Source organism: Candidatus Tenderia electrophaga (genome assembly GCA_001447805.1).
Lineage (GTDB): Bacteria > Pseudomonadota > Gammaproteobacteria > Tenderiales > Tenderiaceae > Tenderia > Tenderia electrophaga.
The window spans coordinates 1,912,212-1,935,878 of the sequence record CP013099.1; the positions used below are offsets into that span (position 1 = coordinate 1,912,212).

General features: G+C 56.4%; 17 protein-coding genes. 12 read left to right on the top strand and 5 right to left on the bottom strand.

Features of this window, described 5'->3' with window-relative positions; genetic code table 11:
• The first annotated feature begins 523 nt into the window (after positions 1-523).
• The 3 genes from Tel_08800 (at position 524) to Tel_08810 (ending at position 7,204) form a co-directional block, all read left to right on the top strand.
• Complete coding sequence (locus tag Tel_08800) at positions 524-2,608, top strand: hypothetical protein (protein ALP53243.1); 2,085 nt, start codon at positions 524-526, stop codon at positions 2,606-2,608.
• Between the two features lie 669 nt (positions 2,609-3,277).
• Positions 3,278-4,384 carry a hypothetical protein gene (locus Tel_08805; GenBank protein ALP53244.1) on the top strand — a complete coding sequence of 369 codons (1,107 nt, stop codon included), beginning with the start codon at positions 3,278-3,280 and terminating at the stop codon, positions 4,382-4,384.
• Between the two features lie 33 nt (positions 4,385-4,417).
• Entirely contained in the window at positions 4,418-7,204 is a 2,787-nt protein-coding gene (locus Tel_08810) for a hypothetical protein (GenBank protein ALP53245.1), read from the top strand.
• Between the two features lie 7 nt (positions 7,205-7,211).
• Here the strand turns inward: Tel_08810 and Tel_08815 are convergent, their stop codons facing one another.
• The 5 genes from Tel_08815 to Tel_08835 form a co-directional block, all read right to left on the bottom strand.
• On the bottom strand, positions 7,212-8,705 hold the full coding sequence (locus Tel_08815; protein ALP53246.1) for a SpoVR family protein: 1,494 nt from the start codon (positions 8,703-8,705) through the stop codon (positions 7,212-7,214).
• A complete protein-coding gene (locus tag Tel_08820) occupies positions 8,705-9,970 on the bottom strand; it encodes a hypothetical protein (GenBank protein ID ALP53247.1) in 1,266 nt (421 codons plus the stop codon). Before Tel_08820 ends, Tel_08815 begins: the two co-directional genes overlap by 1 nt.
• A 74-nt stretch (positions 9,971-10,044) precedes the next feature.
• The gene (locus tag Tel_08825; protein ID ALP53248.1) at positions 10,045-11,967 is read right to left on the bottom strand and encodes a serine/threonine protein kinase; all 1,923 of its coding nucleotides are present in this window, start codon (positions 11,965-11,967) and stop codon (positions 10,045-10,047) included.
• Between the two features lie 504 nt (positions 11,968-12,471).
• Positions 12,472-12,921, bottom strand: coding sequence for a hypothetical protein (locus Tel_08830; protein ID ALP53249.1), 450 nt, complete (start codon positions 12,919-12,921; stop codon positions 12,472-12,474).
• A gap of 68 nt (positions 12,922-12,989) precedes the next feature.
• On the bottom strand, positions 12,990-13,952 hold the full coding sequence (locus tag Tel_08835; GenBank protein ID ALP53250.1) for a hypothetical protein: 963 nt from the start codon (positions 13,950-13,952) through the stop codon (positions 12,990-12,992).
• 188 nt (positions 13,953-14,140) lie between these two features.
• On the opposite strand from Tel_08835, the gene Tel_08840 reads away from it, so the two are divergent.
• The 9 genes from Tel_08840 (at position 14,141) to Tel_08880 (ending at position 23,600) form a co-directional block, all read left to right on the top strand.
• Positions 14,141-16,078, top strand: coding sequence for a hypothetical protein (locus tag Tel_08840; protein ALP53251.1), 1,938 nt, complete (start codon positions 14,141-14,143; stop codon positions 16,076-16,078).
• Between the two features lie 58 nt (positions 16,079-16,136).
• Positions 16,137-17,588: a hypothetical protein gene (locus Tel_08845; GenBank protein ALP53252.1), complete on the top strand. Its 1,452-nt coding sequence runs from the start codon at positions 16,137-16,139 to the stop codon at positions 17,586-17,588.
• Positions 17,588-18,520, top strand: a complete 933-nt coding sequence (locus tag Tel_08850; protein ID ALP53253.1) for a hypothetical protein — start codon at positions 17,588-17,590, stop codon at positions 18,518-18,520. Before Tel_08845 ends, Tel_08850 begins: the two co-directional genes overlap by 1 nt.
• A gap of 41 nt (positions 18,521-18,561) precedes the next feature.
• The gene (locus tag Tel_08855; GenBank protein ID ALP53254.1) at positions 18,562-19,305 is read left to right on the top strand and encodes a hypothetical protein; all 744 of its coding nucleotides are present in this window, start codon (positions 18,562-18,564) and stop codon (positions 19,303-19,305) included.
• Positions 19,305-19,979 carry a molybdenum ABC transporter permease gene (locus tag Tel_08860; GenBank protein ALP53255.1) on the top strand — a complete coding sequence of 225 codons (675 nt, stop codon included), beginning with the start codon at positions 19,305-19,307 and terminating at the stop codon, positions 19,977-19,979. The genes Tel_08855 and Tel_08860 overlap by 1 nt, the downstream gene beginning before the upstream one ends.
• Positions 19,972-21,075: a molybdenum ABC transporter ATP-binding protein gene (locus tag Tel_08865; protein ID ALP53256.1), complete on the top strand. Its 1,104-nt coding sequence runs from the start codon at positions 19,972-19,974 to the stop codon at positions 21,073-21,075. Before Tel_08860 ends, Tel_08865 begins: the two co-directional genes overlap by 8 nt.
• Before the next feature lie 102 nt (positions 21,076-21,177).
• Positions 21,178-21,945, top strand: a complete 768-nt coding sequence (locus tag Tel_08870; GenBank protein ID ALP53257.1) for a cytochrome B — start codon at positions 21,178-21,180, stop codon at positions 21,943-21,945.
• A 203-nt stretch (positions 21,946-22,148) separates the two neighbouring features.
• Complete coding sequence (locus Tel_08875; protein ID ALP53258.1) at positions 22,149-23,102, top strand: hypothetical protein; 954 nt, start codon at positions 22,149-22,151, stop codon at positions 23,100-23,102.
• A 69-nt stretch (positions 23,103-23,171) separates the two neighbouring features.
• Complete coding sequence (locus Tel_08880) at positions 23,172-23,600, top strand: signal transduction protein (GenBank protein ALP53259.1); 429 nt, start codon at positions 23,172-23,174, stop codon at positions 23,598-23,600.
• Positions 23,601-23,667: the final 67 nt, after the last annotated feature.

Here is a 23,667-nt window from a genome sequence, read left to right on the forward strand (position 1 = left end):
ACATGCCCTCTTTTAAAAGTCTTCTTTTCAATGTGCAAGATTGAATATGGACTTTGTTGGACAGGCAATCACCGCTTGATGTTTTACGCGGCAGAGCTTGTCCTGTGTTCCAGGCTTGGCCTTTGAAATGGGATGTACCTAATTGGAAATGATTGATGGCCGCTTTCCTTAGAACATCATCGTTGCCCCCATTGCCAAGACCAGGAAAAGTGTAGAGACTTGACGGCTCCCGCCTACGTCATGCTTGCATGATACGGTGAAGAGAAAGTCCAGACCACAAATGCGTTTTCAATGAAAATGCAGCAGCGAAAGCTGTAGTGGGTAAGAAAATCCCTCGACTGGAGACGGTCGTGCCGGTTCGATTCCGGCCCCGGGCACCATCTCGTGATTCCCGCTTTCTTCTTTTCTTGCTCAAGCTCATAGATTAAAGTGAGGTGACGGTTATCGGTCATCAAAAGGATTCTGGATGAATTTCTTAAGGACGCTGTGTTTCCTCATTGCAATGCTTTCAACGCTGTCGGCGTTGGGTCAGGGCGAAAGCGTCATTCACCACGATCTGGATGTCCGTCTGCACCCCGGCGATCATCGGCTAGACGTCACTGACCGGATTCGTTTTACGGCAGGTGAGTCGCTGGTGTTTTATCTCAACGCGGCGCTGACCCTGGAAGCGCCGCCGGACAACGTGGAACTCGTCTCCCAAGAGACAAACGGCGCGGTACCGGCAAAGGCCTACCGGATTTCAGCGGCGCCGGATCAAACCACCTTGACTCTGCGCTATTCCGGCCTCATCGATCACGGTCTGAGCGAGGAGGCCACCGAATACGCCGGGAGTTTTCCTCAGAGCGCCGGGGTGATTGCCGATGAGGGTGTGTTCCTGGCCGGCTCGTCGCTCTGGTATCCGCATGTGGAAGGCCGTTATGTCTCATTTACCCTGAATACTGTTGTGCCGGCGCGATGGCAAACGGTCAGTCAGGGCGCGCGGCAGCTGGCGGACGACGGGCGGGTCAGCTGGCGGGAGCGCCATGCGCAGGAAGAGATCTATCTCATCGCCGCGCCGTTTCATGTCTATTCAAGGCCGGCCGGGCGGGTGCAGGCCATGGCCTTTTTGCGCGCCGAAGATACCGCCCTGGCCGACCGCTATCTCGAGGTGACGGCGCAATATCTGGCAATGTATAACCGCCTGCTGGGCCCATATCCCTATACGAAGTTCGCGCTGGTGGAGAATTTTTGGGAGACCGGCTACGGCATGCCTTCGTTCACCTTGCTGGGACCGACGGTCATCCGCCTGCCGTTTATCCTGCACTCGTCCTATCCACACGAGATAGTGCACAACTGGTGGGGCAACAGTGTCTATGTGGATTATCGCCAGGGCAATTGGGCGGAGGGCTTGACCTCCTATCTGGCCGACCATCTGATTCAGCAGCAGCGCGGGACGGCCCTCATCTTTCGCCGCAATCTGTTGCAGCACTATGCCGACTTCGTCTCCGAGGGGCGCGATTTTCCCCTGGCCGAGTTCACCGCCCGGCACAGTTCCAGCAGCGAGGCCGTCGGTTACGGCAAGACTCAGATGCTGTTTCACATGTTGCGCCAGCGCCTGGGCGATGAGGCCTTTGTCCGCGGCCTGCGCCGCTTCTATCGCCAGTATCAGTTCAAGCAGGCCGGCTTCGCTGAGCTGGCCGAGGTGTTTCAGGGGCTCGACGAGGCCGATTTGAGCGGATTTTTCGAGCAGTGGGTGCAGCGCACCGGGGCGCCCGAGCTACAAGTAAAAACGGTGGAGACGGCCGAGCAGGACGACGGCTGGCGCCTGACCGTGGTGTTGCAGCAGCAACAGCCGGGGGCCGCCTATCGCATGTCCGTGCCCTTGGCGGTGACGCTGAAGGGCGTCGAGCAGGCCGTTCAAACCCGCGTCGAGATGAAACAGAAACAGCAGGCCTTTTCCCTAAGGTTGGATGCCAAACCGATGCGGCTGGATGTGGACCCGCAGTTTGATCTGTTTCGCCGCCTGAGTCGGGCCGAGATCCCGCCGGCCCTGTCCCAGGCCTTCGGCGCCGAGCGGGTGTTGTTGGTGTTGCCGGCCGCGGCCGCCGCCGAGACGCGCGCCGCCTATGAAACCCTGGCGGCGTCTTGGCGCCAAGGTCAATCCGCCGAGGTGGACGTGCGTTATGACGACACCTTGATCAGCTTACCGGACGACCGCACGGTGTGGTTGTTGGGGGGCGCCAATCGCTTTGCCCCGGTGCTGGTGGCGGCCTTGGCCGAACAGGGTGTGGAACAGCGCGACGGGCAGGTTGTTCTGAATCAGCGTCATTTTGACCCGGCCCGCGACGCTGTGGTGTTGGCCGCCCGGCGCGCCGGTGACAATGCCCATGCCTTGGTCTGGCTGGCAGCGGATCGGGCCGCGGCGCTGCCGGGCCTGGCGCGCAAGCTGCCCCATTATCGTAAATACAGCTATCTGGTCTTCAGCGGCGACGAACCCACCAATGAGCTCAAGGGCCAATGGCCGGTGATCGCCTCGCCCATGACAGTGCGCTTGGCGGAACAGCCGATTCCAATGGCGCAATTGGAGTCGCGCCAGGCCCTGGCACAGTTGCCGACGGCGTCCCGGTGACGTAATCGAAGTGGCCACGGGGGCCCGAGTCGCAACGCAAATGATGACTCCGGATTTGAATCTATTGACTAAGTTATTGATCAAAAAAGATATCTCGCGTTATCCACAAAAGCTGTGGATAACTTTGTGGATGAGTTGCCCGGAAGGGCGTGCAAGCTTGATAAAATCGGGCTCCATGACAAATTGATTAAAAAATAGCCACCTTGTAAGCTATTGATTATTCGAGGCTAAAAGTGGGTCAAACGAAGCGGCGCGATGATCAGAAGAGGTCTATTGTCACACAAACCCATCTGATGCCAGCTTGTGAGTAACTCGGGGCTTTAAGTGTAAATTACCATTAGAATGCTATATTAAACATTAAGAATAGCTCTCAACATATTGTTATTTAGTGAAACGTTTTGCCATAACAATTTTTAGCAAGAATCGCCGGTTGATTTTGCTAAGGTAAGGGCTTCGCAACGTCTTATTAGTTAAACACGCAGTTCCGATGACTTACTCGACCAACATGTTTTCTCTGGTACCGATACAACTCAATTGGGGGTTTTTCTATTGATTAGTAATCCATTCCTGGCAATTCGTGCGTATGGGCCGCGCTGGGCATTGCTGGCGACGCTGTTGTTCGGTACGGCAGTGACGGCGGACGATTGTGTCCCCGTCGGCAGCGTTCTAATGCCCGCCAGCGGAAAGCAGATCAGCGTGGTTGATTTGATTAAGTCCAGCGCCAAGCGCCGCATCGTGTTGCTGGGCGAGCATCATGACAACATGGAACACCACCGCTGGCAGTTGCAGATGATTACCGGATTGCACAGCCTGGATCCCCAGATGGTGCTGGGCTTCGAGATGTTTCCGCGCCAGGTTCAGGGCGTGCTCGACGAATGGGTTGCCGGGACGCTGAGCGAGGAGGCGTTTCTGCAAAGGGTGAACTGGGATGAGTACTGGAGTTTCGATCCCCAGCTCTATCTTCCCCTGTTTCATTTTGCCCGCATGAACAGCATCCCCATATACGCGCTGAATGTGGATCGGACCTTGATCCGTGAAGTGGGCAGGCAAGGTTGGGGTAACGTCAGCGAAGAGCGCAAAGAAGGGGTCTCGGAGCCGGCCGCCGCCAGTGAAGGCTATCGTCAATTACTGGCCAACGTCTTCATGCAGCATGGCGAGAATCACGCCGAGGGCAGTGACAAAGAATTGGTGCAGAAGGCGATGGCCATGCCCGGCTTTGCGCGTTTTGTTGAGAGCCAGCAGGTGTGGGACAGGGCCATGGCACAGGCCATTGCCGAAGGCGCGCGCGCAAATCCCGATGCGCAGTTCGTCGCCGTGCTGGGCAGTGGGCACATGATGTATGACTTCGGGGTGCCCGAGCAGTTGGCCGATTTGGGGATGCCCAAGCCCTACGTCTTGATTCCCTGGGATCCGGAATTCGAATGTGATTATATCCAGAAAAATTTTGCCGACGCGGTGATCGGCTTGAAGGCGTTTCGCTTTTCGGAACAACGGGGGCCCAACGACGGGCCGCGGCTGGGTGTTTACCTTGACGCGGGCGAAAACGGTGTGGTGATTAAAGATATCGTCCCCGATAGCGTGGCCGAGGGGCTGGGGCTGAAGCCCGGCGACCTGATCGTGGGTATGGCGGGCAGTAAAATTACCGAGGTCGAACAAGTCATCGATATCGTCAAGTCGACACACTTCGGCACGTGGCTGCCGTTGAAGGTGAAAAGGGCCGACGCGATGCTGGACCTGGTGGCTAAATTTCCACCCCAGGCGGAGCAGAGCGAATAGCCCCGTATTGAGCACCACAACGATGTTCCACGCATGAATACCCGCCGCCCGAACGGCTTCAGGATCAATTTCCATTGGCAGATCATCGCCCTGATTGCATCGGGCATTCTGTTGCTGGCGGTTATCGGCAGTCTGACGGCCGGGTTCATTATCAACAAACGCATCTCTGACCTGGTGTATGACCAGGCCATACAGATTACCCGCGGATTCGCCCATCGCAGTATTCTGCCGCTGCTCTCCGGGGCGGGTGATAGTGCCATTGATGACCTGGAAACCACACTTTCCCATTCCAATGTAAAGTCACTGGGAATCTACACCGCCGATGGTGAGCTGCTGATCGGCACCGACTCCGCCGCACAGAACGATCTGACTGGAGTGTTGCCGGTCGAGGCGGAGTCCTTTGAGCCGGTCCTGGCCGAGGAAACCGAGTCACTTTGGGTCTTCGTTGCCCCCGTCTATGACACCGATGTGCTCGATGACGGCACGGGCACTATCGATACGTTGTTCAATCAGACGCCCAGGTTGTTGGGCTTCGTCAGCGTTACCATCGACCGCAGCAGTCTGTTCAAAATCCAACAGGAGCTGTTGCTGGATAACCTGTTTATATCCATTGCCATCGCTTTAGTGGTGCTGTTGGTTGCGGTGCTGATTACCGGGCGCGTGGTCGAGCCTCTGTATCAGTTTATTTCCTTGATGAAGAAAGCGGAGAAGGGCGATAACAGCGTCAGGGCCGAGTTGGCCGGCCCGGTCGAGATCGAAAACATGTCGCGCGCCTTCAATACAATGATGCAGGCGCTGGAGCAGCGGCGGGAATATGCGGAACAGCAGCATACTTCGCTGCTCCAGGAGATCGATGAACGGGTCAGCGCAGAGCAGGCCCTGAGAAAAAGTGAGCAAAGTCTCAAAACCCTGCTGGCCCAACATGAGGCCGTGGTGGCGACCATTCCGGGCATTATTGTCGAGGTCGACCCGCAAGGCAATCCCATTTGGTGGAACCGGCGTGTGGAACAGGTTACCGGTTACAGCAAGGCTCAGATCGCGGAGATGAACGCCGCGGATTTTGTGCCGGAAACATTCAGTGCCGCGCTGCGGGATTCTATCCAAGCCTGTATTCGCGACGGCAAGGGGGAATTGCATACCGAGATCCTTATCCCCGGCGGCAGCGTGCCTTATCAGTTCAACAGCGTTCGTATCGATCATCCATCGCGAGATCCAAACAAGGCCACCGTGCTGGCAGTGGGAATGGATGAGAGTGAATCGGTCAATGCTCAAATAGCGCTCAAGGAGGCCCGTGATGCAGCGCTCGAATCGGCCCGGGTGAAAAGTGAATTCCTCGCCAATATGAGTCACGAAATCAGAACGCCCATGAACGGCATGTTCGGCATGCTGCAGCTATTGGCCGACAGTAATTTGGATTCAGAGCAGCGCAATTTCGCCGACATCGCGCTGCGATCCGCGGATCATTTGATGAGCATCATTAACGATGTGTTGGATTTCTCCAAGATAGAGGCGGGTAAGTTGTCGCTTAATGCCGCGCCATTTTCGCCCCGAGAGCTGATTGAAGATGTGGTGGAGTTATTTGCCACCAAGGCCCATGAAAAGGGGCTTCGCATATACGCAGATGTATCTTTTGACGTTCCACGCACCATTGTTTCCGATTCACACCGATTGAAGCAGGTCGTGTATAACTTGGTCAGCAATGCCATAAAATTCACCGACAATGGACATGTGCTGGTGCGCGCCTCAGTGAGCGGGGCAGGGCACGAATCAGCCAGTCTGGTGATTGAGGTCATAGACACCGGTATCGGAATCGAGACTGACTCCAAGGAGAAGGCGTTTGAATCATTTGTTCAAGTGGATGGCTCCTCCACGCGTAAATACAGCGGTACAGGCCTGGGCCTGGCCATAGTCAATCAGTTGTGCGAATTGCTTGGCGGCGATGTGGAACTCGAGTCCGAGTTCGGCAAGGGAAGTCGTTTCTCCGTGTCACTGCCGTTGGCGAAGCTGAATCCCGGCGATATGGTTGACGACGCCGGTGAGGCGCTGCCCGAGGACCTAACGGTTACCTACCTGGTCGGTGACAGAATTCAATCATCCATTTTTAAGAGCTATTGCGATCATTTAGGTAATCCTTATCGTTGGATGGCGGGGCGGGACTATTTGGAATTCAAACCGCTCCCAGGGAGACATCAATTTTTCGTCGATGCCGAAGCCCTTCCCGAAGTGTGTGCGTCGAACCTATGGGCATCAATTTCCAGGCATCCGGTTCATGTGTTGGTGAACCACATGGACTCCCATAGCGTCGACGAATATATTCAACGCTTCGATAACGCGTCAAAGGTAATGATACCGTTACGTTTCAAGTGCTTTGTTGAACTACTCACCCTAAGCGCGAATACCCATGAGACAGTCCTTGCCGGGGCGGCGGAACAGCAGCATAGTGAAAATGACAGGCGTATCTTGGTTGTCGAAGACAATGAGATCAATCAGCGCGTTATTGTCACGATGCTAAACAAACTTGGATATGAGGCGGTACTCGCTAATGACGGTCAGCAGGCTCTCGATTTGTTGCATGCGAACCCGTCTATTGAACTGATCTTCATGGATTGCCAGATGCCGGTGATGGACGGCTATGAGGCATCACGCCAAATCCGACGAGACGAAAGCGATAACACGCACGTCAATATTATAGCGATGACGGGTAATGCCATGGAGGGGGACAGAGAGAAATGTATTGATGCGGGTATGGACGACTATGTCGCCAAGCCTATCCGTCTATCTACGTTGAAGAAAACCTTGAATAATTGGCTGTCTTCCTAAAAGCCCGCTAAGCGCCGCTGCATTCGTGAGTGATTTCGCTTGAACCGTCTTCGTGAAAGGTTTCGATGCGGGTGGTAAATCCCCATAGCCTAACCAGGTGTTTTAATACCTCTTCGGTTTCGTCGCCCAGCGGCCGGCGGTTGTAAGGTTCATATTTCAAGGTCAACGAACGGTCACCGCGTCGGTCCACCTTGTAGACCTGCAGATTCGGTTCGCGACTGCCGAGATTGTATTGGTCGGAAAGCGTACGTCTGATGTGACGATAACCTTTTTCGTCATGAATAGCCGATACATTCAAGCTGGACTCGCGATCGTCGTCGAGAATGGAAAACAGCTTAAGATCGCGGATCACCTTGGGGGACAGGTATTGAGCGATGAAACTCTCGTCTTTAAAGTTGCGCATGGCGAAGTCCAGCACCTTGAGCCAATCACCGCCGGCGATGTCCGGAAACCAGTAGCGATCTTCGTCGGTGGGTTCTTCGCAGATACGTCTCAGATCCTGGTACATGTTGAACCCCAGTGTATAGGGGTTGAGTCCGCTGTAGTACGGACTGTCAAAGGGAGGCTGGTATATCACGTTGGTATGGGACTGTAGGAACTCTATCATAAAACCGTCATTCACCAACCCCTCGTCGTACAGTTTGTTCAAGAGTGTGTAGTGCCAGAACGTAGCCCAGCCTTCGTTCATCACCTGGGTTTGACGCTGTGGATAGAAGTATTGTGCGACCTTTCTGACGATGCGTACGATCTCGCGCTGCCAGGTTTCGAGGATGGGCGAATTCTTTTCTATAAAGTAGAGCAGATTTTCCTGAGGCTCGGGCGGCCAAATCGGCTCTTGCTGTGCCTGTGCATCTTTATCCGCGATGGGCAGCGTCCGCCATAGATCATTGACTTGGGACTGGAGATATTCCTCACGTTCCCGTTGGCGGGCCTCCTCATTGCGTAGAGAAATGCGCTTCGGGCGTTTATAGCGATCCACGCCGTAGTTCATGAGCGCATGGCAGGAATCAATTAATTGCTCCACTTCGTCGGTACCGTAACGTTGTTCGCATTTGAGCACATAGCTCTTGGCGAACAGCAGATAGTCGATAATGGAATCCGCGACCGTCCAGGTTTTGAACAAATAGTTGTTCTTGAAAAACGAATTGTGGCCGTAAGAGGCATGGGCGATCACCAGCGCTTGCATAGGCATGGTGTTTTCTTCCATGAGGTAGGCTATACAAGGGCTGGAATTGATCACGATTTCGTAGGCCAACCCCATGTGGCCCCGCTTGTAGCGTTGTTCCACGCTGAGGAACTGTTTGCCGAAGGACCAGTGATGGTAGCCCACCGGCATGCCGATCGTGGAGTAGGCATCCATCATCTGTTCTGCGGAGATGACCTCGATTTGGTTGGGATAGGTGTCGAGGCCGAAATCGGCGGCGATACGGGAGATTTCGCGGTCGTAATCCTTGAGCAGGTCAAAGGTCCATTCGGATGTTGCGGATATATGTTTTCCCATTACTGCTGCTTCTCGAATAGTTTGCGGAATACTGGATATATTTCCCCGACTTCAACCAGCTTTTGCATAGCGAAGTTGGGACACGTCTCGGATACCTTCTCGTATTCTCGCCATAGGTTGCCGATGGGCGTGTCTGCATTGATCTCGATATAGGCGTAGTACTGCAGGTACGGCATGATGGATTCGATCAGAAGATTCCGACAGGTGGGCGAATCATCGGTCCAGTTGTCACCATCGGAGGCTTGGGCGGCGTAAATGTTCCACTCGGTTGTCGGATAGCGATCCTGAATGATTTCCCGCATCAGTTTCAAGGCGCTCGACACCACCGTACCCCCGGTTTCACGGGAATAGAAGAATTCTTCCTCGTCCACTTCCTTGGCTATGGTGTGGTGGCGGATGAAGACCAGCTCGATATACTCGTATGACCGCGTCAGAAACAGGTAGAGCAGGGTGAAGAAGCGCTTGGCAACATCCTTTTCGAATTCACCCATGGAACCGGACACATCCATCAGACAGAACATCACCGCCTGCGTGGTCGGGACCGGTTCGTCGATGCGGTTGTTATATCTAAGGTCAAAGGTGTCGATGTAGGGAATGCGCTTAACCTTGCCTTTCAGGCTGAGGATTTCCTCCTCCAGTATGGTGATGCGTTTTTCGTCCGGTGTGGGAGACGCCTTTTCATCGGCGATCTGCTCGTTTATTTCCCTGATCTGGCTGTTATATGGGCCGGCGAGGGCGATCCTGCGTGCCAGAGCACCCTTCATGGAGCGAACCACATTGATATTGGAGGGGTTGCCGGTGGTGGTATAGCCGGCGCGGACCTTCTTGAATTGAATGTCCTTGGCCAGCTGGGTCTTGATCATGTTGGGCAGCTCAAGGTCTTCGAAAAACAGGTCCATGAACTCTTCGCGCGAGAGGGTAAAGGTAAAGTCATCCTCACCCTCGCCCGAGCTGCTGGCGTCTTTTCCACCACCCTGGCCGGCCCCCCCTTTGGGGCGCGGAATTTCATCGCCGGTGACAAACTCCTTGTTGCCGGGGAAGACAGTGTCACGCTTACCGCCGCGGCCGATGCCGAAGGTGGGTTCCGAGATGTCGCGGGAAGGGATGTTGACATTCTCACCGCGCTCCATGTCGGTGATGCTGCGTTTGGAGACGGCGTCTTCGACGGCCTTTTTCAGGTGCTTTTTATAGCGCCCGATAAATTTTTGCCGATTTACCGCGCTTTTATTCTTTCCATTGACACGTCTGTCGATAATCTGGCTCACAATACATCCACCTCAATTTGTGCACGCTGTCTGCCTGGCGGGAGCCCCTTGATCGCGGAGGTCCTCGTCGGCATTTATGACGACTTGCGCGTCCTCAGGTGCCATTCGCACAGTAGCCGCACCTGCTTCGGTGTATAGCCTTTCGATACCATCCGGTCGACGAACTCCTGATGCTTTTTATGTTCCTCGGTAGACGACTTGGCGCTGAAGGAGATCACCGGCAGAATATCTTCCGTGGTGGAAAACATTTTGGTCTCAATTACCGAGCGCATCTTTTCGTAGCTGGTCCAGGCCGGATTCTTACCGGCATTATTCGCCCGGGCGCGCAGGGTGAAATTGACGATCTCGTTGCGAAAATCCTTAGGATTACTGATGCCGGCCGGTTTCTCGATCTTCTCCAACTCATCATTAAGGGCCGCACGGTCAAGCATTTCGCCGGTGTCCGGGTCGCGGTACTCGGAATCCTGGATCCAATAATCCGCATATGTGACGTAACGGTCGAAGATGTTCTGACCAAACTCGGCATACGATTCGAGATAGGCCGTCTGCAATTCCTTGGTCAGTGATTCGGCGTAATTAGGTGCCAGGTAGCCCTTCAGGTACGACAGATACCTGTCCTTGACTTCAGGGGGGTACTGTTCCTGTTCCACCTGCTGCTCCAAAATATAGAGCAGATGCACCGGGTTGGCCGCCACCTCAGAGTGATCGTAGTTGAATACCTTGGACAGGATCTTAAAGGCGAAGCGGGTGGACAGACCCGTCATGCCTTCATCCGGGCCGGCTGCGTCTTTGTATTCCTGCAGCGACTTGGCCTTGGGGTCCACGTCCTTCAAATTCTCACCGTCGTAGATGCGCATCTTGGAATAGATACTGGAGTTCTCCGGCTCTTTTAGCCGGGTGAGTACGGCAAACTGGGCCATCATTTCCAGAGTGTCGGGTGCGCAGGGGGACTCGCGCAGCGAGCTGCTCTTCAACAGTTTCTGGTATATCTTCACCTCTTCGGAGACACGCAGGCAATACGGCACCTTGACTATATAGATGCGGTCGAGAAAGGCTTCGTTGTTTTTGTTGTTCTTGAACGACAGCCACTCGGATTCATTGGAGTGGGCCAGGATGACGCCGTTGAAGGGGATGGCGGGGAAACCCTCGGTGCCTTTGTAGTTGCCTTCCTGGGTAGCGGTGAGCAGCGGGTGCAGCACCTTGATGGGTGCCTTGAACATTTCCACGAATTCCAGCAAGCCCTGATTGGCCAGGCACAGACCGCCGGAGTAGCTGTAGGCGTCCGGGTCGTCCTGCGAGAACTGCTCAAGCTTGCGGATATCCACTTTACCGACCAGTGATGAGATATCCTGATTGTTTTCGTCGCCGGGCTCAGTTTTGGCCACAGCGATTTGTTGCAGCACGGACGGCTTCATACGCACTACCCTGAACTTGGACAGGTCGCCATTGAACTCATGCAGACGTTTGATCGCCCACGGTGACATGACGCCGGGCAGGTAGCGGCGATGAATACCGTAATCCTCCTCCAGGATGCGGCCGTCTTCTTCCGGTGAAAACAGTCCCAGCGGTGATTCGTTCACCGGTGATCCCTTGATGGCATAGAAAGGGACCTTCTCCATCAAGGATTTAAGTTTTTCCGCGAGCGAGGATTTGCCGCCGCCGACTGGGCCGAGCAGGTACAGAATCTGCTTTTTCTCTTCCAGGCCCTGGGCGGCATGCTTGTAGAACGAGACGATCTGTTCGATGGTCTCTTCCATGCCGTAAAATTCTTTGAAAGCGGGGTAGATCTTGATGACCTTGTTGGAGAACATCCGGCTCAGTCGGGTGTCTTTGCGCGTATCGACAAGTTCAGGTTCGCCAATTGCCATCAACATGCGTTCGGCTGCACTTGCGTAAACAGAGGGATCTGATTTGCACAGGTCCAGGTACTCCTGGAGGCTCATTTCTTCCTCTTTGGCGTCCTCGTACCGATCCCGGTATTGGTTTAGGATACTCATGCCGATTTACCTCGCTGCTTTAGTGATGTCCGTAATCAAATATATCCTTCATGGATCAGGTACAGCCCCCGCGGGACACAGCGGTCGTCGCTGAAAAACTATGTCCTCGGTATTTGGATATCCCTGCAGCCAATTGAGTCTAGATCAGTACAGGGAGTCTGTCGGGGTGGCTGCAGCTTTTAAAGATCCATTATATCTATCGGCACCGACAATGTAGTCGTTAGCCCTTCCATAACTAGAGTGTAAAACTCAGAATGAGTTCAATATCACATTAGCGATGTTGGAATATAAATTTCAAGTCCCGCCGCGAATTTTTTCCTGAAGAGATATTTACTGTTTTTCGAGATTACGCGGAAAAATGACAAATAACGCAGTTAAATTTTGGAAGATCAAATTAAGCTTTTGAATCTTAAATAGTATTATAGCGAACGGTGTGGTGTTTGACGGCTGCCGTTGCCAGCGCCGGATCACAACCCTGCTTGCGTCATTTTTGACGACGGCCGCTCATTCGCCGCAATATTTCTCATGCCACACGCGACGTTCTTCAATCAGGGCCTGTTTTTCCTCATCGGTGAGGATTTTGCTGGTTTCACCGCTTTGCAAGCGAATGCGTGCAGTGTTCGTCAATTTTTCCATGTCCGCGGCGACCTGCCGGCATTTTTCCGCATCCGCTTGAGGCGCTGTGACGGCCACGGCCCCCGGCGCCCGCGGGTCACTGGGGGCCGCGTCGGCCGCAGTCGCTGGGTTGGAGGTGGCTGGCTGGGTTTGGCTGGATCTGGATTGGGGGCTGGTCTCCACAACGGAGAAGTGTTGCTCGGGTGGCGGGGTATGGGCGTAGTGGGTGACGCCCGCCGCATCGGTCCATTTGTATACCGCGGCCAAGGCCGCATGGGGGCCCAGCAAGCCAGCCAACAGCACCGGGAGCAGTAAGGGCAGACAGCGTCGGATATTCATCATGAGATTCCTCGTACGGGTTAATAGCACTCTGCCGCAACCGCAATCATGGAGTCAATCGACGCGGGTCACATTTTGGCCAATTGTCCGTTCAGGGCCAGATTGATCCATTCAGTTTCAAAGTTGCGCCACAGCTGTTCTTGTTTCAGATTACTATGACTGACCGGAAACTCGCGCACTACCTTGGCGCAGCGGAGCCGGTCACTGATAGCACGTACCGTGGCGGCGGGCACGACAATATCCCGCAAACCGACGCCGATTAGGCAGGGTGCCTGCACGCGGTCGGCGAAATTGGCGCAGTCGAAATAGGCCAGGCTGTTCATCACCGTTTCAATGAGCCGGGGATGACGCGCCAGATGGTCGTTGACCTCCTTGCCCGAACCCGCCTTCACCAGTTGTCGCCGGCCCGCCATCCAGCCCAGAGAGGGCACGCCGGCCGCGACGCAATCGGCGTCCTGACGCAGTGCGGCGCCCATCAGCGCCAGGGCACCGCCGAAGCTGTAGCCGTAGAACAGGGTGCGCGGCGGCTGTGGCAATAGGCGCCGCGCCACATCCACGGCGCGATAGTAATCGCACATGGCGCCGCGTAGGATTGATGTTCGAGCTGACTCGATACCGGTCAGAATCCAACCCTCGGCATGAATTGAGCCCCCCACTTTGGAGCGGCCGAAGCCGCGAATGTCAAAGCCGAACACATCTAGGCCGCGCTCGGCCCACGGCCGTGCGATGTCGTATTGACCGTTGTAACCATGGGTATAGACCACCAGCGGCCTGGGTTTGGCGCTGTTTTGGTGCAACAAATAGCCGCGAATGGGGCATGCCGCCCAGGATTGGAAACACAGGCTGTCCAGTTGCAGCCCGTTGCCGAGGGATTGCGATCGTTCAACCTGGATTTCAAATGGGATGGTGGCCAGCGTATTGAGCGTGTCGAGCCAGAAGTCGTCAAAATCGGCGGGGCGTTGGAGGGTGTCCGCGGCCGGCGTGTCATCGTCGTAGGGGGTGTCCATCAAATCTTCCGCAACATCAGGCATAGGCCTTGCATAAGCGTTTAAGTGCTGCAATCCACTTTGTGTTACGACAATATCATGTAATCGAGGGACGGCGTTTTCCAGTGGCCCATTTAGATACACTCGCGAACCTTATCTGGTCGGCCGCGCCGCGCGCCTTTGTCGCCGACTGGCGTAAACGGGCGCAGCCAGTCACCCTAGCGGCGAACCAAATGATCACCCGGCAATATCATCCTGCCGCTGACTTCTATTTTTTGCTGGACGGTGAAGTTGAGCATACCATCCAACTTCAAGGGCGCGATGAACACTTCAAGGTCGGTGATCTGTCGTTGCGATACTTTCCGCTCGGCTGGTCCGGTTTTTCTTTGCCGCAGCGCTATGCCACTTCCGCCCGAGCCATTACCGACTGTCAGTTGCTGCGCTGGTCCAGCGAGGATCTACAACACCTGTTTTCCCGCGCCCCGTGCCAAGCGCGCCAGTTGTATCACTATGTGCTGTCGAGTGTGCTCAACCTGCTCGCCGATGCCCGGCAACAGCTACGCCGAACACCGTCGGTGACCGACTTGCTGCTCGAGGCCCTGAGCCAAAACCGCGCCGACAATGGCCCGGACGAAGGTCGCGAGGCCGCCGTGTCCGAGATATTGGGCCACTCGCTGTTTTTCGAGGTCTTTCCCGAAGCCTATCTCGACCGACTGGGTGACCTGGTCGAGCTGCGTCGTTTCCGCAAGGACGAATACATCTATCAACAGGGCGCGCCAGGGCACTATTTGATGATGCTGATGGACGGGTCGGTGGCATCCAGTTTTAGCGCCGCCGACGGGTCGGATGAAATCTATCTGCGCTCCTATACCACGCCGGGACAAATTATCGCCCATCCCGACTTGTCGCTCTCCGGCCGCCATGAGGAGACAGCGCTCGCGCTCAGCGACGGCAGTCTTGCCTTGATCAACAGCGCTGCGCTGGAGGACTTGGCCGAGACGCAGCCCGAGTTCGGCGAGCTGTTGGCGCAGCGCTTGTTATGGCTAGTCAGCGCGCGCTTGCGTACCCTGCGTATTCAGCTCATCGCCCAACGGTATCAACAGGAGGAAATCGCCGTGCAGAACCTGTTGGCCCAGGTCAGTCCGCAGCTGGGGATCGCGTCCAAGCTATACAAGTTGCCGCACCTGCTGGCCAACCGCATCACCCATGCCGAGGCCTTCGATTGTCTGGAGTCCGTCAAACGCCACGGTTCACGCTTGGAACGCACGCTAGCCGGCGTCTGCGTCGATCTCCTCAGCGAGCTATGGCGCGAATTGCGTTTTTATCAGGGCCTGCAACAGGTCTATCAAGCAGTCACCCAGGCACCCTTGGACGAGGACACGCGCAGCGTCAGGCAGCGTTGCAGCCACAGCTTTCAGCAGGCCTTCAGCGCCGCCCGCTATGTCATTCGCGGAGCGGAACACCTGCCCGACGCGCCCGGCCACATCTTCATACTCAATCATCTCATCAGCCACCCCTGTTACGCGCTGCCCAACGGCTTTGAGTTGGCGCTGGATACGCACTTCGTCAGCGCCATGATCCTCGATCCCAACTATGGCGACGGCGGCGTGCGTGTGGTCAGGCGTGGGCGTGGCGAAGAGCACGGACACCACGGCTATTACGATCGCCTTGGCCATATCTATGTCCACACCGGCGAGTCGCACGTGGTGGCGGCATCCGATCAGACACTGGCCATGCAACGTGCGGCGTTTAACGAACTGGCCAGCAGCTATCTGCAGCGCGGTATCAACCTGATCATCTGTCCGGAAGGCACCAGTCATTGGTCGCAGGATTCGCCGGCCCCGTTTCGCAAGGGCGCCTTCCATTTGGCCGCAGCGCTGGATCCCGAGCCTTTAATCGTTCCCATTGCCGTGGCCAATTTCGATAGACGGCTTAAGCACAGCGCCTTTGCCGCGGTGATCCATGAACCATTTCGTGTGTCGGAGCGCTGCATACCCCAGCACAAGCAGAGTCTGGCCAATTTCCTCGATGAGTTGCGCGACAGTTATCGCGCTTATGTGGCCAAGGCGGCGGCATTGGCTGAACAGGTCGCCGGCGATACGGTACACGACACCCGCCAGGACGGCGCACCACCTGCCGCCCAAACGGCGGTAAGAATACGTGGCTGTTGACGCCCCGATGATGAAAACGTTCTAATGTTGAACAACTTATGACCGTGCGGAAATCTAGATGGCCATCGACTTTAAGAACTACGATCCCGGCAAGGGATACGACGAACTGATCTCAAGCAAAGGCCATCCGCGCCGTGCCGCCGGCTCTCTGTGCCGTTTCCTCGCCAATCTCGGCGATGAGGAGGTGACCGACCTGACCCAGGGCATCGATCTCGCCATTCGCGCCCTGGGCATCTCGTTTACCGTCTACAGCGAAGGCAGCAATATCGACCGCATGTGGCCGCTGGACCTGGTGCCGAGAATCATCAGCGCCAAGGAGTGGGCCAAGACCGAGGCCGGGCTGCAACAACGCCTGAAGGCCCTCAACATGTTCATCACCGATCTCTACAACGAGCAACAAGTAGTGAAGGATGGCGTGTTTCCACAAGAGGTATTGGACGGCGCCAAGAATTATCGCGCCCAGTGCGAGGGCATTACACCTCCCTACGGTGTCTGGGCCCATATTTGCGGCACCGACCTGGTGCGCGACGCCGACGGTAAACAGTACGTGTTGGAAGATAACCTGCGGGTACCGTCGGGGGTGTCCTACATGCTGGAAAACCGCCATGTCATGAAGCGGGTATTTCCAGAATTGTTCGAGGACTACGACATCCTGCCGGTGGACGATTACACCACGCAGCTGTATGACATGCTCGCTTCGCTCTCGCCGCGCAAGGAGGACACCCCGGAAGTGGTGGTGCTGACGCCCGGCATCTACAACTCCGCTTATTTCGAACACAGCTATCTGGCGCAGCAGATGGGCGCCGAGCTGGTGCAAGGCAGCGATCTGTTCGTGGACGAGCAGGACATGGTCTACATGCGCACCGTTTACGGCCCCAAGCGTATCGATGTTATCTATCGCCGTATCGACGACGATTTTCTCGATCCGGAGGTGTTCCGCAAGGATTCGGCGCTGGGCTGCAAGGGCCTGATGCGCGCCTGGGCCAAGGGTCATGTGGCCTTGGCCAATGCGCCCGGCGCCGGGGTGGCCGACGATAAGGTGGTGTATGCCTTTGTGCCCGACCTCATCCGTTACTACCTCAACGAGTCGCCCATCATCCCCAATGTGCCCACGTATCTTTGCATGTACGAGGATCAGCGCGAATATGTGCTCGAACACCTGGACGAACTGGTGGTCAAGCCGGCCAACGAATCCGGCGGCTACGGTCTGTTGGTCGGTCCCAAGGCCAGTAAGACCGAGTTGAAGAAGTTCGCCGGGCTGATCAAAAAAGACCCACGCAATTATATCGCCCAGCCTACCTTGAACATCTCCACAGTGCCCACCCTGTGCGACGGCGGGGTGGCGCCGCGCCATGTGGATCTGCGACCTTTCACGCTGCAGGGTGAAAAGAGCTATTCCACCACCGGCGGCTTGAGTCGGGTGGCCTTGCGTGAAGGATCGCTGGTGGTCAATTCCTCGCAGGGCGGTGGCAGCAAGGATACCTGGGTAGTGGATATGGGAGGCAAATAATGCTGTCGCGGGTGGCGGAAAATGTTTACTGGATGGCGCGCTATATCGAACGCGCCGAGGACACGGCGCGGCTGATCAACAGCATGACCAATCTGTTGCTGGACATGCCGCGCAATGCCGAAGTGGGCTGGTACGAACTCACCAAGGTCATTGGCGCGGAGGAGCAGTTCGACGAACTGCATCCCGACAAACAGGACGAGCGCACGGTGATGCACTTTCTCATCTGCGACACGCGCAATCTCAGCTCCATCGCCGCCTATATCAAAGCGGCGCGCGAGAACGGCCGGGTGACGCGCGACATCATTCCCAATGAGGTGTGGGAACAACTCAACGAGCTTTATCACTATACCCAGGAACGCGCCAAGTCCTCCATCGGACGGCGCAAGCGTGACGATTTTATGCGCGGCCTGATCCGCCGTTGCCAGACCATGACCGGCATTTTGATGGGCGTGCTGACCCATGACGCCGGCTACTATTTTCTGCGTCTGGGCCGCAACCTGGAACGTGCCGACATGAGCAGCCGTATCATCGATGTGGCGGCGGCCAACCTGTTGGTGGATCAAGAGACTCAGATTCCGGCCTATGCCACGGTGCGTTGGATCAATGTGCTGAAATCCCTGAATGCCTTTCAGGCCTATCGTCTGCAGGGGCATATCGGGGTGCGCGGACCCTATGTGCTTGACTATTTATTCCATGAGATCACCTTTCCCCGCTCCATGGCCCATTGCCTGGATGCGGTGGCCGAGTGCCTGAAGCACCTGCCCAATCCGCGCGTACCACGGCGTTATCTCAACAAGGCGAAAAAACACCTGGAAGATGTCAAGACCCCAAGGCTTAGCCGCAAGGCGTTGCACCAGTTCATCGACGATTTTCAGGTTGAATTGGGCTCACTCCACACGGCCATCGCCGACAGCTATTTTCGCTCCGAATAATGATGCCGGGTCGACCCTGCGCCTGTACCCGTAAGCATTAGATGAAGCGCTGTGCGGTGTATCTGGCGCTAAGCGCTGTGCTGTTCGCCGGCGGCGTACGGGCCGGTGAGGTGAGGGTGGCGGTGGCGGCCAACTTTCTCGCGACGCTGCAGGCCATCGAGCCTGTTTATGCCGAGCAAAGCGGCGATCGATTGATCATCAGCAGCGCCTCCAGCGGCAAACATTATGCCCAGATTATCCACGGGGCGCCCTACGATGTGTTCTTGGCCGCCGACCAGCACCATCTGGACAGATTGGCGCAGACGGGCAAGGTGGTGCCCGACAGCCGTTTTGTCTATGCGCGCGGCCGGTTGGTGTTGTGGAGCGCCGCGGCCCGGCCTGTCAACCGGGGCAGCCTCAGCGATGCGGCAGTGCAGCGCATCGCCGTCGCCAATCCGCGCACCGCACCCTACGGTTCGGCGGCGCGGGAGGCCCTTCAGTCGCTCGGCTTGTGGGCTTCACTGCAACATAAATTGGTGCGCGGCGAGAGCGTCGGCCAGGCGTTTCAGTTTGTCGCCAGCGCTAACGCCGAGCTGGGATTCGTGGCTCTGTCTCAGGTGCTGAGTCCCGCCAACCGTTTTAATCGCGAATACTACTGGCCAGTGCCGCAGCAACACTACCGGCCGCTGCGTCAAGGTGCGGCGTTGTTGCAATCCGGCAGGGACAATCCAGCGGCGCGCCGTTTTCTAAGATTTTTGCAGGGCGACGAGGCGCGCCGGGTGATGAAACGATATGGCTATTTATAATGGCCGGGCTTGATCTCGACCCGGTATGGCTAAGCCTGCAGCTGGCGGCAGTCACGACTGTTATCCTGTTGTTGCTGAGCACGCCGCTGGCCTGGTGGCTGACCCGTGCGCGCTCCAAATGGAGCGCGGCGGTTGAGGCGGTGGTGGCCTTACCCCTGGTGCTGCCGCCGACGGTGATCGGCTTCTATTTGCTATTGGTCCTCGGTGCGAATGGCGTCATCGGTGGCCCCTGGGCCGAACTCACCGGCTCGGCACTGACCTTTAGCTTCTCCGGTCTGGTGATCGCCTCGGTGATCTATTCATTGCCGTTTGTAGTGCAGCCGTTGCAAAACGCCTTTGCTGCCGTCGGCCGTCAACCCCTGGAAGTGGCCGGGTGTTTGGGTGCTTCACCACTGGATGCATTTGTCAGTGTCATGATACCGCTGGCCCTGCGTGGCTATGTCACCGCCGCGGTGCTTGGGTTTACCCATACCTTAGGGGAGTTCGGCGTGGTGCTCATGGTGGGCGGCAGTATCCCCGGCGAGACCCGTGTGTTGTCCATCGCCATCTACGAGCAGGTCGAGGTGCTGGACTATGCCAGTGCCCATACCTTGTCGGCCGGATTGCTGATCTTCACCTTCGTGGTGTTGTCCCTGGTGTATCTTATCAATCGCCGCTACCCCGGCCATGGCTAGGGAACTGAAGGCCCGATTTGGGCTCAACTACCCCGGTTTTAAACTCACGGCCGAACTTGATGCGCCGCTCCCCGGCGTCACCACCTTGTTCGGGCCCTCCGGCGCGGGCAAGTCCAGCGTGCTGCGCTGCCTGGCGGGACTGGAGCGCAGTGCCACAGGGTATGTGCAGTTGGGTGATCAGGTTTGGCAGGATGAACGCCGCAATATCTTTTTGCCTGTTCATCAAAGACGTCTGGCTTACGTGTTCCAGGAGCCGCGCCTGTTCAATCATCTCGGTGTGCGCGCCAACCTGGAATATGGCTACCGGCGCAGGCCGCCGGCACAACGGCGACTGGATTGGGACACGATCATCGATCTGCTTGCCTTGGGGCCGTTGTTGGCGCGCAGACCACAGCACCTTTCGTTGGGGGAACAGCAGCGCGTCGCCATCGGCCGTGCCTTGTTGGCCAGCCCTCAACTGCTGCTGATGGATGAACCGCTGGCCTCGCTGGATATGGCGCGCAAGCGGGAAGTGCTACCCTTTATCAAGCGGCTGCACGATGAACTGCAGATGCCGGTGGTCTATGTCAGCCATTCACTGCACGAGGTATTACAAATCACCGATACCCTGGTGCTGATGCAAAACGGCCGCAGCATCGCCAGCGGTCCGCTGGCGCAGCTCTGTTCCGAACTTACTTTAAGTCAATACCTGGGCGACATGTCCGGTTCGGTGCTGGAAACCCGCGTGGACGGGCACGAAATTGAATTCGGTTTGACGCGTCTGTCGTTTGCGGGCGGTCATCTGTATGTGCCGTTGCAGCCGAACAGCCCGGGGGAATCACTCAGGGTCCATGTGCTGGCGCGCAATGTGGGCATCGCTTTGCAACAGCCTCAGGCGACCACCAGTTTTCTGAATATCCTTCCGGCCACCGTTACGCAGATTGACACACCCGACATTTCCGGTCATGAGGTTCATTTCAAACTTGATATCGGCGTCCCCCTGCTGGCCAATATCAGCCGTAAGTCCCAGCACAGTCTCAGGCTGGAGCCGGGACAGCGCTGTTATGCCCTGATCAAGGCCGTCTCACTGGTCCAGAACGCGACCTTGACTAGCTGAATGCAGCGCTATACCGAGCCGTGTGGGTGAGATTTCAGTATTCACACGATTGCTCGATATGTATCATAAATACCGAATCAATCTAGCTGAAGGTCTACTGCAATGAATAAACCGCATGTCGATGATCAACCCCGCGACGCCTATCCTGTCTGGGACCGGACGGTCAGAATATTCCACTGGTTAAACGTGATTTGTGTGCTGGGTTTAATCGCTGTCGGCGTGGTCATTCTCAACAGCAAAATCCTCGGCGTCAGTTCGGACGGCAAGGTTCTGTTAAAGACGGTCCACGCCTATATCGGATATGTATTTGTACTTAACCTGATATGGCGACTGATCTGGATGTTTGTCGGCAATCGCTATGCGCGCTGGCGCGCCATCCGGCCCTGGGGTCGGGCCTATCGGCGCATGCTGGCGGACTATGTCCATGGGGTTAAGCAGGGCGATCCACCCCAATATCTGGGCCACAATCCACTGGCGCGGTTGATGGTGACATTTCTCTTTGTCTTGCTGGGTGCTCAGGCGACCACGGGGCTGGTGCTGGCCGGCACCGACCTGTATCTGCCGCCGTTCGGTCACGAGATCGCGGAGTGGGTGACCGGGGCAGGTGAAGATCACAGCAAGCTGGAAGGATTGGAACCGGGTTCGAAAGAAATGGTCGATGAGCAGGCGTATGAGGAAATGCGCGCCTTCCGTAAGCCGTTTATTACAGTCCATGAATACACATTCTACATTCTGTTGGCCGCCATATTCCTGCACATTGCCGCCGTGGTGGTAATGGAGTTTAGGGAGAGATCGGCCTTGGTGTCGGCCATGTTTACGGGGACCAAACTGTTTGCGAAAAAACCGCTTGACCTGGAGCAAGATAAATAAACGCGGCTCCCCCTCCGCCTGTCTGCGCCCCCTGCTGGCCAATATCAGTCGCAAGTCGCTGCACACGCTAAGCTTGGCGCCGGGGCAACACTGCCACGCCCTGATTACGGCCGTCGTACTGGCGCGCACCGGCGAGGCGTTCTAGAGTGGTATAAGAGCGTTTTTGTAACAGGTGCCGTTCGATGCTATCCAGGAGCTCGACGATGAAAACCGCCTTTGTGGTCATAGCCGTGGTGTTGTTGTCCGCCTGCAGCAGCACAGCGTCCCAGGACAGAATTTTTTCCATCACAGCCGAAGAGTTGGCACGCCTGCGCCTGGCCTATTATTCCGATTATTTCTCTTTCGTCGGTTGGGATGAAAAGGGCGCAGTGGCCTTCGCCATCGACACCAATCGCGGTCAGGACGGCGACAGCTGGCAGGCGGAACACTTCGTCGTGCTCTACGACCAGCAGTCCGGCTGGCGTAGCCTGCAGGGCAATGGTGCCTATGACAATGCCTCCCGTCGTCTGGAGCGTATTCCCGACTCGGCCTATTTTTCCTTCAGCGGTGACCAGGCCAGCGGCATGACTGTGAGCAGCGCTGCCAATCAACTGCAACTGAAGACCACGCCAATCAACACGGTGATCGCCACTGCGGCGGGATTGAGCCGTTATCGTCTGGGCGTGGCGGCCGCGACACTGGAATGGCAGGGCCGGCGCCTGGAGGGCCGGGTGATTCATGAATACCTGTATTTGCCGGCCTTCAACCGCCTGACGCGTCGCTATGCCGACGTGTTCGACGACTTCCATGGCATATATGCCGTTATCGATAAGCGCGGGGACTTTTATTTTCATAGCCAGGACAGCGATTTTCTTGCCGAACTGACCGGTCACGAGGAGGGCTTTGTGGTATTCAACGGCGAGGTGACGCCCTTGCTTGGATTTAAAGGGGGCGTCACGCGGCGGCAACAGGCGCTAGGATTTTACCGCTGGCCTAGCGCGTGGGCCGGCGCTTTCCAGGCGGCGGGCACTGACTACAATTTTGTCTTGACACTGAGCCATAGAAACAATATCGCCAATTGGGTGATCGGCGGCTTCGCCATGGGCATCGTCACGGGCGAACTGCAAGCAGGTAAGCGGCGCATCCCCTTATTCGGCTTGGGTGAGTTGATTATCTGATGCCGAAATCCATGATGTGGTTTATTTTGATAAATTGAACCATATGCCTGCGCGCGAAGGAAGCAATCAATGAGTATCAGAAACATCATGGCCACCGAGATAGTCACTGTGGAACTGGATGATACGCTGGCGGCAGTCAAGGAGATCTTTGACAATACCGGATTTCATCACCTGCTGGTGGCGGCCAATGGGAAATTGGCTGGGGTGGTGTCCGACAGGGATCTGCTCAAAGCCCTGAGCCCCAATATCGGCACTCTGGTCGAGACCGCGAGGGATGTCGCCACACTCAATAAGCGGGTGCATCAAATCATGTCCAGAGAGCTGGTAACCTTGCCCCCGGACGCCAGTATCTATGACGCCGTCCATTTTTTTAACGTGCACACGGTGTCATGTAATCCCGTGGTCGACGAGGCAAGGCGTCCCGTTGGAATTGTGAGCTGGCGCGATATATTCAAGGCGATTGAACGGTTGCAGCTAAAATCGACACCGCCAGCCTGAGCCGATGCTTTTGTACATTATTTAGCCGGGCGGAGACAATGATATATTCACCACTGTCTGGAGGGTT

Bases quoted from the DNA above. Each gene is read 5' to 3' on its own strand.
- Tel_08805 (ALP53244.1), top strand. From the start codon at position 3,278: ATGCCCGCCAGCGGAAAGCAGATCAGCGTGGTTGATTTGATTAAGTCC.
- Tel_08810 (ALP53245.1), top strand. From the start codon at position 4,418: ATGAATACCCGCCGCCCGAACGGCTTCAGGATCAATTTCCATTGGCAG.
- Tel_08815 (ALP53246.1), bottom strand. From the start codon at position 8,705: ATGGGAAAACATATATCCGCAACATCCGAATGGACCTTTGACCTGCTC.
- Tel_08825 (ALP53248.1), bottom strand. From the start codon at position 11,967: ATGAGTATCCTAAACCAATACCGGGATCGGTACGAGGACGCCAAAGAG.
- Tel_08830 (ALP53249.1), bottom strand. From the start codon at position 12,921: ATGAATATCCGACGCTGTCTGCCCTTACTGCTCCCGGTGCTGTTGGCT.
- Tel_08835 (ALP53250.1), bottom strand. From the start codon at position 13,952: ATGCCTGATGTTGCGGAAGATTTGATGGACACCCCCTACGACGATGAC.
- Tel_08840 (ALP53251.1), top strand. From the start codon at position 14,141: ATGATCACCCGGCAATATCATCCTGCCGCTGACTTCTATTTTTTGCTG.
- Tel_08845 (ALP53252.1), top strand. From the start codon at position 16,137: ATGGCCATCGACTTTAAGAACTACGATCCCGGCAAGGGATACGACGAA.
- Tel_08850 (ALP53253.1), top strand. From the start codon at position 17,588: ATGCTGTCGCGGGTGGCGGAAAATGTTTACTGGATGGCGCGCTATATC.
- Tel_08855 (ALP53254.1), top strand. From the start codon at position 18,562: ATGAAGCGCTGTGCGGTGTATCTGGCGCTAAGCGCTGTGCTGTTCGCC.
- Tel_08860 (ALP53255.1), top strand. From the start codon at position 19,305: ATGGCCGGGCTTGATCTCGACCCGGTATGGCTAAGCCTGCAGCTGGCG.
- Tel_08865 (ALP53256.1), top strand. From the start codon at position 19,972: ATGGCTAGGGAACTGAAGGCCCGATTTGGGCTCAACTACCCCGGTTTT.
- Tel_08870 (ALP53257.1), top strand. From the start codon at position 21,178: ATGAATAAACCGCATGTCGATGATCAACCCCGCGACGCCTATCCTGTC.
- Tel_08875 (ALP53258.1), top strand. From the start codon at position 22,149: ATGAAAACCGCCTTTGTGGTCATAGCCGTGGTGTTGTTGTCCGCCTGC.
- Tel_08880 (ALP53259.1), top strand. From the start codon at position 23,172: ATGAGTATCAGAAACATCATGGCCACCGAGATAGTCACTGTGGAACTG.